The sequence below is a fragment of the Pediococcus pentosaceus ATCC 25745 genome, assembly GCF_000014505.1.
Lineage (GTDB): Bacteria > Bacillota > Bacilli > Lactobacillales > Lactobacillaceae > Pediococcus > Pediococcus pentosaceus.
In genome coordinates this window covers 1,549,472-1,563,058 of sequence record NC_008525.1, presented here as the reverse complement: position 1 = coordinate 1,563,058, position 13,587 = coordinate 1,549,472, and the positions used below count along the sequence as shown (strand labels likewise).

At 35.9% G+C, this 13,587-nt stretch carries 14 protein-coding genes and 1 riboswitch; of the genes, 12 read left to right on the top strand and 2 right to left on the bottom strand.

Annotation, left to right across the window (positions count from 1 at the left end):
* Positions 1-109 precede the first annotated feature (109 nt).
* The 9 genes from PEPE_RS07745 to PEPE_RS07705 all read left to right on the top strand — a co-directional run bounded on the left by PEPE_RS07745 (position 110) and on the right by PEPE_RS07705 (position 7,639).
* Positions 110-568: a MerR family transcriptional regulator gene (locus PEPE_RS07745; RefSeq protein ID WP_011673745.1), complete on the top strand. Its 459-nt coding sequence runs from the start codon at positions 110-112 to the stop codon at positions 566-568.
* 56 nt (positions 569-624) lie between these two features.
* Positions 625-749: riboswitch (FMN riboswitch) on the top strand.
* Between the two features lie 115 nt (positions 750-864).
* Positions 865-1,449, top strand: coding sequence for an ECF transporter S component (locus PEPE_RS07740; protein ID WP_229564428.1), 585 nt, complete (start codon positions 865-867; stop codon positions 1,447-1,449).
* 43 nt (positions 1,450-1,492) lie between these two features.
* Positions 1,493-2,011 carry a biotin transporter BioY gene (locus PEPE_RS07735; RefSeq protein WP_011673744.1) on the top strand — a complete coding sequence of 173 codons (519 nt, stop codon included), beginning with the start codon at positions 1,493-1,495 and terminating at the stop codon, positions 2,009-2,011.
* Positions 2,012-2,290: 279 nt separating this feature from the next.
* Positions 2,291-2,440, top strand: coding sequence for a teichoic acid D-Ala incorporation-associated protein DltX (locus PEPE_RS07730; RefSeq protein ID WP_011673743.1), 150 nt, complete (start codon positions 2,291-2,293; stop codon positions 2,438-2,440).
* A gap of 19 nt (positions 2,441-2,459) precedes the next feature.
* Positions 2,460-3,986: a D-alanine--poly(phosphoribitol) ligase subunit DltA gene (gene dltA / locus PEPE_RS07725; RefSeq protein WP_011673742.1), complete on the top strand. Its 1,527-nt coding sequence runs from the start codon at positions 2,460-2,462 to the stop codon at positions 3,984-3,986.
* Positions 3,986-5,179: a D-alanyl-lipoteichoic acid biosynthesis protein DltB gene (gene dltB, locus PEPE_RS07720; protein WP_002832981.1), complete on the top strand. Its 1,194-nt coding sequence runs from the start codon at positions 3,986-3,988 to the stop codon at positions 5,177-5,179. The genes dltA and dltB overlap by 1 nt, the downstream gene beginning before the upstream one ends.
* Before the next feature lie 22 nt (positions 5,180-5,201).
* Positions 5,202-5,435 (top strand): D-alanine--poly(phosphoribitol) ligase subunit DltC, encoded by a 234-nt coding sequence (gene dltC, locus PEPE_RS07715; protein WP_002832982.1) that lies wholly within the window; start codon positions 5,202-5,204, stop codon positions 5,433-5,435.
* Positions 5,436-5,437: 2 nt separating this feature from the next.
* Positions 5,438-6,724, top strand: a complete 1,287-nt coding sequence (gene dltD / locus PEPE_RS07710) for a D-alanyl-lipoteichoic acid biosynthesis protein DltD (protein ID WP_002832984.1) — start codon at positions 5,438-5,440, stop codon at positions 6,722-6,724.
* A gap of 84 nt (positions 6,725-6,808) precedes the next feature.
* A complete protein-coding gene (locus tag PEPE_RS07705; protein WP_011673741.1) occupies positions 6,809-7,639 on the top strand; it encodes a YitT family protein in 831 nt (276 codons plus the stop codon).
* Between the two features lie 97 nt (positions 7,640-7,736).
* Here the strand turns inward: PEPE_RS07705 and PEPE_RS07700 are convergent, their stop codons facing one another.
* On the bottom strand, positions 7,737-9,602 hold the full coding sequence (locus PEPE_RS07700; protein WP_011673740.1) for an FAD/NAD(P)-binding protein: 1,866 nt from the start codon (positions 9,600-9,602) through the stop codon (positions 7,737-7,739).
* A gap of 430 nt (positions 9,603-10,032) precedes the next feature.
* On the opposite strand from PEPE_RS07700, the gene PEPE_RS07695 reads away from it, so the two are divergent.
* Together PEPE_RS07695 and PEPE_RS07690 are read left to right on the top strand one after the other, a co-directional pair.
* A complete protein-coding gene (locus tag PEPE_RS07695) occupies positions 10,033-11,673 on the top strand; it encodes a peptide ABC transporter substrate-binding protein (protein WP_002832987.1) in 1,641 nt (546 codons plus the stop codon).
* Positions 11,674-11,789: 116 nt separating this feature from the next.
* Complete coding sequence (locus PEPE_RS07690) at positions 11,790-12,422, top strand: HAD family hydrolase (protein WP_002832988.1); 633 nt, start codon at positions 11,790-11,792, stop codon at positions 12,420-12,422.
* Positions 12,423-12,493: 71 nt separating this feature from the next.
* Here the strand turns inward: PEPE_RS07690 and PEPE_RS07685 are convergent, their stop codons facing one another.
* Positions 12,494-12,745, bottom strand: coding sequence for a hypothetical protein (locus PEPE_RS07685; RefSeq protein WP_002832990.1), 252 nt, complete (start codon positions 12,743-12,745; stop codon positions 12,494-12,496).
* Positions 12,746-12,922: 177 nt separating this feature from the next.
* Between PEPE_RS07685 and PEPE_RS07680 the strand changes: the two genes are divergently transcribed.
* Positions 12,923-13,582, top strand: coding sequence for a CPBP family intramembrane glutamic endopeptidase (locus tag PEPE_RS07680; protein WP_011673739.1), 660 nt, complete (start codon positions 12,923-12,925; stop codon positions 13,580-13,582).
* The last annotated feature ends 5 nt before the right edge of the window (positions 13,583-13,587 follow it).

Here is a 13,587-nt window from a genome sequence, read left to right as displayed (position 1 = left end):
ATAAGTTATCATAACATCTTTGTCAACTTGTTTGACAAAGATGTTAGAGAAGTTATAATTAGTTTAAAAGATGCAACAAGATATACAGCATTAATGAGGAGGAGCAAACATGGAAAACCCCGCGGGTCGCCTAGCAGTGGTAAAGAAAATAATTGATAGCGAAGCTATGTTACTTAGTATCGGTGATGTGGCCAATGCTGTCGATGTATCAACTAGACAATTACGTTATTGGGAGAAAAAAGGTTATATTGAGTCTAAAATTTCAAAAACAGGTCAACGAAAATATACCTATTTTACGATGATTCAAGCTGGTAATATTGCTAGCTATATTGAAGATGGTTTTACTTTAGCCAAAGCAGCTGAAAAAGCGCAAAGTAACGGACGCATTATGAAAGCGTTACGTCACTTTCTTAAAGAACGTTTTAGTGGTGGTCGTGAGATTCCTAATGGCTATGAATTTGACTTAGGTGAAATTAAGGGTTTACCAAAAGATCAACGTTTGTTTATCGAAGTGCTAGAAGATGGGGAAAGTTTTTTTCAAGTTAAAAAAGAAAGTACAAATGATTGACGAATAAGCTATTTGTACTATATATTTATTAATGAAATACTTACAAAAAAATAACGGTTCATCTTCAAGGGGCAGGGTGCGATTCCCGACCGGTGGTAAAGTCCATGAGCTGTCATTCGTGATGGCTGATTCGGTGAAATTCCGAAACCGATAGTTAAAGTCTAGATAAAGGAAGATTGAATTTATTTGCGCAGACTAACGTAATAATAAAACAGTCTAAACACCAATGCCCCAGTTGCATTGGTGTTTTTTGTGTAAATAAACCAAGAAGGTGCTCCTAAATCCAAGGAGGCAGTATGATGAGTGTTTCTAAAGTTAATAAAATGGTTGTAGTCGCTATGCTAGCAGCTATCTCGTTTGTTTTGATTTTCATTGATTTTCCAATTTTACCCGGATTTTCGTTCCTAAAGATTGATTTCGCGGATGTCCCAGTTTTAATTGGGACGGTATTATTTGGGCCAGTCTGGGGGATGGTGACAGCTGGTTTAGCCGGACTGATGGATATAATCCTTCGAGATAGTAATCCAGCAGGTGCATTGGGTGCATTTGCTAACTGGTTGGCAGCTTTGTCATATATCTTACCGATTTACTACGCAATTAAAGCGGTTCAAGGTAGCACGCATAAAAAAGAAGTGGGGGCCTTGATTAAGGGGGTCTTAATCGGTTCGGTTTTGATGACGGTATTTATGAGTGTGATAAATTTATTCATTCTATTGCCCTTATATATGAAGTTAGCAAGTTTCCAAATTAATGTTTCGACCTTAAATATGGTTCTTTATGGTGTGGTACCTTTTAATTTGTTAAAAGGGATTATCGTTGGAATTGCAATTGGATTGGTATATTTTAGATTAATTCCGATTATCAGAAGAGCTTCAAATTAAAATGGTATAATATAACCTCATTAGTTTAGTGGGGTGAAATTTAATGCACATCGAAGCTCAAAGATTAACACGTATGGCATTGCTATTAGCTATAGTCATTGTTTTGGGATTAATTCCAGCGATTCCGATTGGTATAATTCCAGTACCGTTGACAGTTCAAAACATTGGGATTCTATTAATTGGGTTATTGTTATCGCCGTTTGAAGCATTTTTAACAACGGGAGTATTTTTATTGTTGGCGTTAATAGGACTACCCATTTTGACTGGACTTCGAGGTGGGATGGCCGTTTTTATCGGACCGACTGGAGGATATCTCCTAGGATATTGGATTGGGGCCGTTTTATTAGCTTGGTGGTCGAAGAAGCATCGCCATGAATGGTTCTTGCTATTTGCAAAAATTGCGATTGTAGCTGTCTTAATTATCGATTTGTTTGGTAGCATGGGCTTTGCTGTTAATATGCACATTCCACTAATCAGAGCTGTAGCACTCAATAGCCTTTTAATCCCAGGAGATATACTTAAAGCAATCCTGGTAGCAACGATTGCATACAAACTTAAATAACACATAAAAGCTAGAAATTATTTAGTACCGCTGGAGACAGCGGTATTTCTAATTTTTAGCTTTTTTTAAACTTTTTTAAAATAAGTGTCGAAAATGCTGTATTGATGGGAACACTTCTTAAAAACTATATGAACTTTATGTGATAAATATGAATTTTTTTAGCCCGTTATATTACAGGAGTTTTACAAAGAACGAAAAAAATGGCATACTTTTACGTAACGCAATTAGATTTTTATAAATTCACTATCAAATTAGTGAAAATTAGCAGGGGGGATTGTGATGCTGAATTTTTTTAAAGATTTATGGCAACATGATTCAGTAAAATTTATTACGCGAACTGTTTTTTACTTTGCAGTTTTAGTCGTCTTGTTGTACTTGTACGATTACAGCGGAATGACTGGCGGAACATTTATCTATAACGAATTTTAAACGGGGGATTTAATTAATTATGGGGAAAGTAATTAACGTGATTGAGCAAATTGATTCAATCGCAGTTAAACATCCAGATTGGATTGCTTATGATTATCTAGGTACTAAGAACACATATGGAGAATTAAAAGCTTATTCAGATAGCTTAGCTGCATATATTTTAACGCAAGGGTTGGAAGAAGATGCGCCAATTATGGTTTATGGTGCTCAAACCTTTGATATGATTGCAGCTTTTTTAGGGGTTGTAAAAAGTGGACACGCTTATGTCCCAATTGATCGCCACTCACCAGCAGAACGATTAACAATGATTAATGAAATTGCTAATCCTGGGATGTGTATCGCGGTTGAAGATTTGCCTGTAAATTTGGGTGATCTACCAGTTCTAGAAGGACAAGAATTAAACGATGTTTTTAATGCAAATAAAAATGTAACACCTAATAGTTTCGTCACTAAAGATGATAATTATTATATTATTTTCACGTCTGGGACAACTGGTAAGCCTAAGGGAGTACAAATCAGTCACAATAATCTTTTAAGTTTTGTGAATTGGGAAATTGGCAATCTAGGTTTACCTGAACGTCCAGTGACGTTATCACAGCCACCTTACTCATTTGACCTATCCGTAATGGATTTATATCCCACATTAGTTATGGGTGGAACAATCAAAGCGGTGCCCAAGCAAGTTACGGATGATTTCAAAAAATTATTTGAAATATTACCCACTTTGGGCTTAAATGTGTGGGTTTCAACACCATCCTTCATGGATATCTGTTTGTTGCAACCGACTTTTGATGCAGAACATCTACCAGCATTGAGCCGATTCTTGTTCTGTGGTGAAGAATTAACACACGCTACTGCGCAAGCTCTTAAACTACGTTTTCCAGATGCAAAAATCTTTAATACGTACGGGCCTACAGAAGCGACCGTCGCAGTTAGTGCAATCGAAATTACAGATGAGGTACTTAAACAATATGATCGTCTACCAATTGGATATTTAAAAGAAGATACTCTGGGATTTATCCTTGATGATAATGGAAGAATGGCCAATGCTGGTGCTGAAGGAGAATTAGTTCTATCAGGACCAAGTGTTTCCAAAGGTTATCTCAATAATCCGGAAAAAACGGACGAAGCCTTTTTTGAATATGAAGGTCAACGTGCCTATAAAACTGGTGATTTAGTTAAGATTGATGATACTGGAATGCTTTATTATCATGGACGGACTGATTTCCAAATTAAACTGCATGGTTACCGAATCGAACTTGAAGAGGTTAACCATTACTTAAATAACGATCCATTAATTCAGGCTGGAGTGGCAGTTCCTAAATATGGGAAAGACCAAAAGGTGGCTCAATTAGTGGCCTATGTTGTTCCTGAAAAAAATGAGTTCGATTCTCAAATTCAATTAACAGTTGCGATTAAAGATAGTTTGAAGGATAACATGATGGAATATGCTGTTCCAAATCGCTTTGTATTTGTTGAAAGTTTACCGCAAACGGCCAACGGAAAAATCGATATTAAATCTGTTATTGCTGAGGTTAATGCCTAATGCTTTCATTAACACCATATGAAAATCCAATGTATTTTGGCATGCTAGCTGTGGCATTTATTCCCATTGTTGTAGGAATCCTTTGGGGCAAGAGATTTCGTTGGTACGAACTATTAGTATCAATCGGATTCATTCTCTTATCCTTTGGAGGACCTAAGTGGGAGCAAGGCGTTGCACTAGTTGGATTTTTAATTTTTGAAGTGATTTTAGTTTCACTTTATAACGTATATCGTAAAAAGAAAAACGACACGTGGGTGTTCGTTATTGCGGTTCTTCTTGCGATATCACCACTAGTGGTCGTGAAATTAACGCCATTGATGTCGGGGACTCCATCGATTATTGGATTCTTGGGGATTAGTTACCTGACCTTTAAAGCTGTACAAACCGTTATGGAAATTCGCGATGGAGTGTTAAAGGATTACAATCCGTGGTTCTTTTTACAATTTATGGCCTTCTTCCCATCAATTTCATCCGGTCCTATTGATCGTTATCGTCGTTTTAGAAAAGATTACGAGAGCGTTCCGGACCGCGAAAAGTATTTAAATATGTTGGAAAAAGCCTTACATTACGTATTCTTAGGGTTTGTCTACAAATTTATGTTGGCATATCTCTTTGGGACAATTTTACTTCCAAAGGTACAGCATTTAGCTGTGCAATCGACTGGTCTGTCGTGGGGGCTGGTAGGAGTAATGTACGTATATAGTTTCTATCTTTTCTTTGATTTTGCTGGTTACAGTTTGTTCGCTGTAGCAACTAGTTATTTCATGGGAATTGAAACACCAATGAACTTCAATCAACCATTTAAATCTAAAAATATTAAAGAATTTTGGAATAGATGGCATATGACACTTTCATTTTGGTTTAGAGATTATGTATATATGCGATTAGTATTCTTTTTCATGAAGCATAAAATATTTAAGAATCCTAAAACAACTGCCAATATCACCTATGTCTTAAACATGTTATTAATGGGTTTTTGGCACGGTGAGAAATGGTATTACATTGTTTACGGTCTAATTCATGGGGTAGCCTTAGTTATTAATGACTGGTGGCTAAACTTGAAGAAAAAGAATCCGGATCGATTCCCACATAATAAATTTACTGAATACTTGGCGATTTTTATTACGTTTAACTTTGTTTGTTTCACGTTCCTCGTATTTTCAGGATTTTTAGACACATTATGGTTCCACTAAAAATAAAGGAGAATAATTAATTATGAATACAAAAGAAACAGTTTTAAACATTTTGGCAGATCTTACAGGTTCAGATGTAAGTAATAGTATGGATGAAAACCTTTTTGAAACAGGCTTGTTAGATTCAATGGGTACGGTGCAACTATTACTCCAACTCCAAACAGAATTGGGAATTATGGCCCCAGTTTCAGAATTTGAGCGCAGTGAATGGGATACACCAAATAAAATTATCGCTAAAGTAGAGGCAATGCAGTAATCGTGGGTAAAAAACTTTGGATGATATTTGGTCCATTGCTAGTCGCATCAGTTGTTTTGATTGGGCTTTTATTTTCCCCATTCAAAATAAACCGAATCAGTCCAACAATTGAGAAGCAAGCCGCGACATCATTGTCACCAAATATTTTAAAGGGCGATGCAGTTAAGCGAGCCGCCTTATCAGATCCATATTATGTACCATTTTTCGGATCGTCAGAATTTTCACGCTTTGATTTGACGCATCCCTCAGTTATGGCAGAAAAGTATAATTGGGATTTCCGTCCATTCTTAATGGGAGCAGCTGGGACGCAATCTTTAACGCATTATTTCCAGATGCAAGGAATCAATCACCAGCTTAAAAATGGGAAGGCCGTATTTGTGATTTCTCCTCAATGGTTTGTCAAAAAAGGGGCTAATCCTCAAGCATTTTCATTTTATTTCTCACAACTGCAAGCTGTTAACTTTTTACAAAAGCAGCATGGTACAAGAACTGATCGGTACGCTGCCCATCGCTTATTAAAGATGGAACAAAACACTGATAATGGTAATGGAATGATTAACAAAGCTCTTCGTCAAGTAGCGCAAGGGCAAAAATTATCAGCAAGTACTCAACGAAATATTAGTTATTACAAACGTTTGTTAGCTCACGAAGATCAACTTTTCTCTAGTTTGAAACTGAAAGATGATAATCAAAAGAAAATTAATCGCCAGCTGCAAGCTCTACCAAATAGTGAATCGGGAGATTTAATTCGCCAAGCGATTATCAAACAGGCCAAGCAACAAACATCAAATAATGATTTTGGAATCAAAAATTCCTTCTATAGTCATCGACTGAAAGATAAATTGGGTAAGTTTAAAGGATTTGAAAGAAATTATGACTACACTAAGTCCCCAGAGTTCGCAGATTTCCAATTGGTTTTAAATCAATTTGCTGCTGATAAAACTGATGTATTATTTGTAATACCACCAATTAATCAAAAGTGGGCAAATTATGCTGGTTTATCACAATCGATGCTGAAAGGCTTCAATAAGAAGATTAAGTATCAATTAAAGAGTCAAGGATTTGACCACATTGCTGATTTATCTAATCAAGGTTCACAACCCTACTTTATGCAAGATACAATTCATTTGGGTTGGAATGGTTGGTACGCTTTCGATAAAAAGGTTAAGGCTTTCGTTGATGGCGAACAAGAAATCCCATCATACAAAATGAACAATCAGTTTTATGCCAAATCGTGGCAAAATTTAGCTCCAGATGATTTAAATTCGTATATCAAGAATAACGGTTAAATTTTAGTTATAATAAAAGGAGGTTAAGTCTTAATTTGGCTTACCTCCTTTTTTTAGAAGGAAGTCAGTGAAACGGAGGAATGTATGAAAGAAAAAGGATTTAAGTTAATTATGCAATTTGCGGTAATGTTGGTTGCACTAGAGGTGCTAGCAATAAGTATCAATATGTTCTACGCTCCTCACAATGTTGCGGCTGGTGGAGCCACCGGTATCTCAATTCTTTTAGAAGATGCCCTAGGTTGGAATCGTGCTTTAATTGTATTTGTTATTAACATTGCCATGTTACTTGCGTCGTACTTTACTTTGGGAAAAGAAACTACTGCAAGAATTACAGTGGGTAGTTTACTATTACCGGTCTGTATGGCGATTACTCCTAGTATTAGTTTAGTGTCAGATCGAACCTTAGCAGTTATTGTTGGTGGTGCTTTATACGCACTTGGAGTAGCGCTCTTATATCAAATCGATGCATCTAGTGGTGGGACAACGGTACCTCCACTAATTTTGAAGAAATACTTCAATTTTAAGCCATCTGTCAGCTTGTTGGTAATTGATACAATGGTTTGTGTGATGAATATCTTTAGTTCCGGAATTGAAGCATTTATTTTAGCTTTATTCTCATCGGTAATTACTTTATTAGTAATGAACTATATTGAGACAGGTATCGATCGTAAAAAAAGTGTCTATATTATGAGTAGTCACTTAGCCGAGGTTGAAGAAATTATCTCGGAGTCTCTCGATCAAAGCTATACTAGCTTAGATGTACAAGGTGGCTTTTCGGGGGATAACAAGCGCATGTTGATGCTTGTAGTAGAAAACTCCGAATATCACCGTATAATCGGTCGGATTCGTGAAATCGATCCCCAGGCATTTATTTTAACTACCAACGTTGCTGAAGTACATGGTGGACAATATTAATTTTTGAAATAAAAACAAGCGATAACAAAAGGTGGTCTGAATTTTAGATTCAACCAAACTTTTTATTATCGCTTGTTTTTTATACTTTTTAAATGCGTTATTTAGCAGATTTTACAATCCTAGCGGCAATCATATCAGCCATACGTAAGCGAACATCATTTACACCAGGAATTGGGGCACCATTAGTCAGCCAATGCCGTTTTTCAGTAGGAAGCCCCCACAAAAAGAAATTAGGCATGATTTTACCGTTGGGAGTAACTAGTTCAGCCGTTTCGGTAGTGACATCTAAAGCACCGGTCTTAAATAAAGTTCCGTCGCTCAAATACAAAGAGTAAATGCGAGCCATTTTATTAGCAAGCAAATTTTTAATTAAAGGATTTTGAGTTGTTTCAGCACTAGGCTGTGGTAACCGTCCTTCGATTAAAACATTCCCAGAATAACGTTGATGATCACTCAATACGGATGAATAAGTTACAAAATGGTCATCTTCATTTTCAACGACCATACCTGGACCGGTTAAAGTGAGCACACCTGCCTTAATTAGGGCTAAAATTTGCTCAATTCTGAACGCAGGCGGTCCCACCGCTAAAAAGCTATTTAATGCGTTAAAGTACTTTAAAATATATTTCACGTAATCATCGTCACTTAGTAATTCGTAGGTGACGATTTTACGAATGTTGGAACGTAATTCGCGTAATTTTTCAACAGCGCTCGTGAAAGGAGAAACTTTGTTACCTTCATTAGCAATATCAATATCTTGTTGGAGATAAGTTTTTATAAAAGTGGTAAAGGAAGCAGTGTCAGTAACACTGGTAGGAATTGGATTCTCCCAAGCTGACCAATCCACGCGATCTTTAGCGCTAACATTGTATTTATCTAGAATTTTTTTGAATCCATTAGAAGCCGTAGCCAATTCTTTTTCAAATTCAACGGGGTTAATATCAGGGTATAGTAGCTTAGCTAAAGTAACGTAGTAAGTTAATTCGACGTCTAACGTAATACGCTTAATAAATTCTGATCCTGTAATTGATTGATTTTTAAGCACCAAGTTATTAACATACGCGTCTGATAGAAAATAACGTGGATAAGTCTCTCCAACTTTTTTCTGGTCTAAACCACGAGCATGGTAAGGAAGTCCTCGACGAGAGCTAGCGTAGATCGTTGGTTCGTCGCCAGAACGTGTATAAATTAACGAACCCCGTTCATCACGCTGAAAAACACCACCACGACGTTCGGTTAGTTCGGACAGGTAATCAATAAAGCTTAAGCCTAAGCCGCGAATGATAACCTGATCAGTAGGCGCAATGTCATCAACATCAACTTCGGCGGGATAGCGAACGGGAACGTATTTTAAATGATGTGCTTCAGCAAATGCTTGAGCCTCTTTTTCTGCGTCACTTGGTTCATCCATCCCTTCGCCCAGAGCGGCTGAAATAGCATCTACTTGGTATGCTAACTCATCTGTAAGCAAGATGTACTTTTCATTGTCAAATTTGACGTTATGGATCAAATTTGAGTGAATTTCGATACTAAAATTACTAGGCATGCGTTTTTCAACATGTTGAAAGAACCATTGTTGATAAATACCAAATAGAGCCCGAGAGCTATAAGAGTATTTAGTTAAATGATCAATCTCTTCTAATAAAAGTTTTTGGCGCTTAAAATTATTATTTTCAATAAAATCTTTTCCAAGAGTTGTTGCCCATTCAAAAAGAGTTGGACCTAAATGAGGATTGCCTTCCATTTGAATTGAATCATCCGTAAATAAAGTTATTTTGGAAGCCAGAGAGTTCATTTTCAGTTCATGATTTTGGTTAGGGTTCCAAACTCGTCCACCTATTCCAAATGGGTCAAATATGAGTATTTTAACTTCATCTGCCCATTTGCGATCTAATGCCCAATAAACTAAACGTTCAAAGGCCATTAAATTACGTGGACCAGCCCCTATTAATGCTATTTTCATCGTGTTGTCCACCTCATTTATTAATTACAGCTATGATAGCACAATAATTAAATTTACCGTAGTTTCATAGTTGAAACGTTTACATGTAATTATACAACTATTTAGAAGTTAAGCCATTTGAATTGACAAAAAATAAGTGAATAGGGTATTCTAATAATTGAAAATAAAACAAGGAGTAATTCTATGCTATTTACGAATACTAAATCAGTAGTTGAAGCTTGCGCATGTTGTCTAAAAGACCACATGTTATTTGGCAGGCGTAAATAGCGGAATTATTCAACGAACCAATTGGGATTAGTTGAACCGGTTAATTACACTGCGGTGTAGTTAGCCGGTTTTTTGTTTGTTAAGGACGTGATGATATGGAATCTGAATGTAGCGATTGTAGGGTGTTTCCAAGTTGATGTGATTAAAATTAAAGGAGTAGAAAATGAAAAATAAAAAGTGGATCGGGTTTCTTTCGGTTATTTTAGTATCATTGGTGGTATTGGCGGGTTGTGGAGCTAAAAAAGGTGGCTATGCTGCTGAACAAACCATGAATTTAGCAGCTGATGCTCCCTTGGACACGCTGGATGTATCTAAAGCCAATGGTTATGGACAAACTGGAAATGTATTTGAAAGTCTATATCGCCTAGGGAAAAATGGTAAGACAACCCCAGGTTTGGCCAGCGAGGCTAAAGTTTCTAAAGATGGATTGACGTGGACTTTCAAGATTCGCAAAAATGCTAAATTTAGTGATGGTAGTAAAATTACAGCTCATGACTTTGTCTATTCATGGCAAAGAACGATTAATCCTAAGACTAAAGCTTTGTATGCTTACTTATTTGAAGGGATTAAAAATGCCGACCAAATTAATGCAGGTAAGATGGATCCCTCTAAGCTAGGGGTCGAGGCTAAAGATGATCAAACTTTCGTTGTACATTTGGATCAACCTATTCAATATTTTAAAGTTTTAATGAGTTATCCACTATTTTCACCAATTAGCCAAAAGGCTGTTGAAAAATATGGTGATAAATATGGAACAAAGGCGCAATATACGGTTTATTCAGGGCCTTTTAAAGTAAAAGGCTGGACAGGAACGAACGATACTTGGAGTTTCGTTAAAAATCCACAATATTGGGATAAAAAAGTTGTTAAATTGGATCAAATTAAATTTAGAGTGGTGGAAAACCCACAAACTAAGTTGAATTTATACCAATCCGGGAAGCTAGATTATACACAGCTTTCCAGTGAACAAGTTAAAAACTATAAAAATAATAAAGATTACACCACCTTTCCATATTCCATTACCACTTTCTTACAATATAATTTTAATGATGCAGATAAAACCAAACGTAAAGCCTTTAACAATGTAAATATTCGTAAGGCTATCGCCTATTCAATCAATCGGAAGCAGTTGATTGAAAAAATCATTGGGGATGCTTCAACACCAAGTAAGGGCCTCGTTCCCACGGATTTAGCTAATAATCCAAAAACGGGAAAGGACTTTGCTGATGACGCATATTTAGACGGTACCATCGAGTACAATCAAAAACAGGCCAAGCAGTACTGGGAAAAAGGGCTTCAAGAAATTGGAGTAAAGAATTTGAAACTTAATTTAACTTCAGATAATGAGGGGAACAGCAAAAATTATGCTGAATTTTATGCACAGTCCTTGGAAAAGACATTACCTGGATTACAAATTCACATTGTTAACGTGCCATCGCAAGTAGCATATTCGAGATCTCAAAGTGGAGAATTTGATATTTTAGTTGGACATTGGGGAGCTGACTTTAATGATCCAATTTCACATCTTCAAATTTTACAAAAAAATAGTGCATATAATTATGGCAAATGGGACAACACGGAATATAATAGCCTTGTGAAAAAAGCCCAAAATGAAGATGCTAATAATGCTGAGAAACGCTGGCAAGATATGATTAAGGCAGAACAAATTGTGATGAAAGAACAAGCTGTTTCACCACTTTATCAAACTGTATATTCATACTTGAAAAATCCTAAAGTAAAAGGCGTTATTCACAACACAGCGGGTACCCAATGGAACTACAAGTATGCTTATATAACAAATTAGTAACAAAAATGTTTTATTTTAAGGAGAAAGTCCCAAATGAGGATTTTCTTCTTTTTATATTGGGCAAGGGGGCGTAATATAGGTGGCAAATACTAATAAGATTTTTGGAGGATATTATGACTAAGTATAAAGTTGCTTTATTTGATTTAGATAACACCCTTTTAAAAACTGAAGATGCATCTGTGGCAGCATTAACATATGCTTTAAACCAAGATGGCGTAGAAGTCACCCCGCAAGCAATTGTTGAATTAATGGGTCTTCCAGGAATTGATATGGCACGCGAGTTAGGTTCATCGAATCCAGCCAAGACAATTGATATTTTTAACGAACGGATTAATCAAGAAGTTGATTTAATTAAGGAATATGATGGAATTGATGAAATGTTTGCTGGTTTAAGAGAATTAGGAATCGAATATGGAATTGTAACTTCTAAGCTTAGACGAGTTTTTGATGATGAAATGCGTAGTTTTCCTAAGATTAGAGCAATTGAAAAAGTCGTGCTTTCAGATGATACGAAAAAGCATAAACCTCATGCTGATCCAATTGAATTTGGTATGCAGAAGTATTTCCCTAAGCTAAATCGAGCGGATGTGATTTATGTAGGTGATTCGCTATTTGATATGCAATCAGCGCATGCCGCTGGAGTCGATTTTGCCAATGCTGGATGGGGAGCAATCCCAGCGAATGATTTCTCTGAAGCAGAATATATTTTAAAAACACCAACTGATTTATTAGAGATTGTTAAATAAAAAGAAGCTGTGAATCAAATGAAGGGGATTAAATCCTAGCATTTGTCACAGCTTCTTGGTTTAATATCGGATTAAATTTGAATACTTGGTACAAGCCAATCACTAGCTATCAATTGATGAAATTGTTTAGTAATTGGAAGCCACATTTTATTATTAATAATATCTTTTAAACTTTTCCAAAATAAAGGATCGTTAGTTTGTTCGGTGGTAGGATAAACAAATATGTATTGTCCAGCGCTGGTTTTGGCTTTGATTTTGTTATCTTTATGGCCAATTAATTGAACTTCAAGGTACTGGTCCATTTTTTTATCGTTAATAATCATCAAGCATCACCTTTCTTTACTTTTTCAGAATACCATGGAAAGGTTAAGGAATTATAAAATATACCAATAATTAAGTGCATCTTAATAAAAATCACGTTTGCGAGTTTTTAGTGATTGTATTTTATGGATAAAATGCTATCTTTAAAATAAAGTTGGTATCTTAAAAAGGAGTACTTAATGAGAGCGTTACAAGTGTTGAAGAACTGCCTATTTTTAGTATTACTATTTGGAATGGATCAATTGGTTTCTATTCCACAACTAGTAGCAGCATATACACAAAACCACCATCTCTTTTTATTTTTTCTAATAATCGTCTATATTGCGATTGCCATAGCAGTTATCGTCTTTTTCTGGCAATTTTATCGATATAAAATTAAAAAAAATCATAGTATTTATGGGGATTTACCACCAAAAAGGGTGCGAACTCAAACATTGCTGTTAATGGTTCTAGTTTGGATGATTTTTATGCTTTTTCAAATCTGGTATACCAATCAATTTAAAGTTAATATTTCTGCTAACCAATTAGCAATCGAAAAACTATTTGAAAAACTACCAATTTGGACATTCATCGATGGCGTGTTGGTGGCTCCAGTCATGGAAGAGCTCATTTTTAGGGGGATTTTCTTTGAATTATTTTTCCAAACTGATCAACCAGTAATAAAAGTAATCGGAGTGATCGTTAATGCAGTTATCTTTGGTGCATTGCACGATACAGGAATTAATTTTCCTATTTATGCAATCATGGGCGCAATTTTAGCGGTTACCTACATGCGTACCCGTGATATTAAATGTAGTATTGGAATTCACATCTTAAATAATTTTATATCTTTTATTTAATAAAA

Coding starts and splice junctions, on each gene's coding strand:
- PEPE_RS07745 (WP_011673745.1), top strand. CDS start 110: ATGGAAAACCCCGCGGGTCGCCTAGCAGTGGTAAAGAAAATAATTGAT.
- PEPE_RS07740 (WP_229564428.1), top strand. CDS start 865: ATGATGAGTGTTTCTAAAGTTAATAAAATGGTTGTAGTCGCTATGCTA.
- PEPE_RS07735 (WP_011673744.1), top strand. CDS start 1,493: ATGCACATCGAAGCTCAAAGATTAACACGTATGGCATTGCTATTAGCT.
- PEPE_RS07730 (WP_011673743.1), top strand. CDS start 2,291: ATGCTGAATTTTTTTAAAGATTTATGGCAACATGATTCAGTAAAATTT.
- dltA (WP_011673742.1), top strand. CDS start 2,460: ATGGGGAAAGTAATTAACGTGATTGAGCAAATTGATTCAATCGCAGTT.
- dltB (WP_002832981.1), top strand. CDS start 3,986: ATGCTTTCATTAACACCATATGAAAATCCAATGTATTTTGGCATGCTA.
- dltC (WP_002832982.1), top strand. CDS start 5,202: ATGAATACAAAAGAAACAGTTTTAAACATTTTGGCAGATCTTACAGGT.
- PEPE_RS07705 (WP_011673741.1), top strand. CDS start 6,809: ATGAAAGAAAAAGGATTTAAGTTAATTATGCAATTTGCGGTAATGTTG.
- PEPE_RS07700 (WP_011673740.1), bottom strand. CDS start 9,602: ATGAAAATAGCATTAATAGGGGCTGGTCCACGTAATTTAATGGCCTTT.
- PEPE_RS07695 (WP_002832987.1), top strand. CDS start 10,033: ATGAAAAATAAAAAGTGGATCGGGTTTCTTTCGGTTATTTTAGTATCA.
- PEPE_RS07690 (WP_002832988.1), top strand. CDS start 11,790: ATGACTAAGTATAAAGTTGCTTTATTTGATTTAGATAACACCCTTTTA.
- PEPE_RS07685 (WP_002832990.1), bottom strand. CDS start 12,745: ATGATTATTAACGATAAAAAAATGGACCAGTACCTTGAAGTTCAATTA.
- PEPE_RS07680 (WP_011673739.1), top strand. CDS start 12,923: ATGAGAGCGTTACAAGTGTTGAAGAACTGCCTATTTTTAGTATTACTA.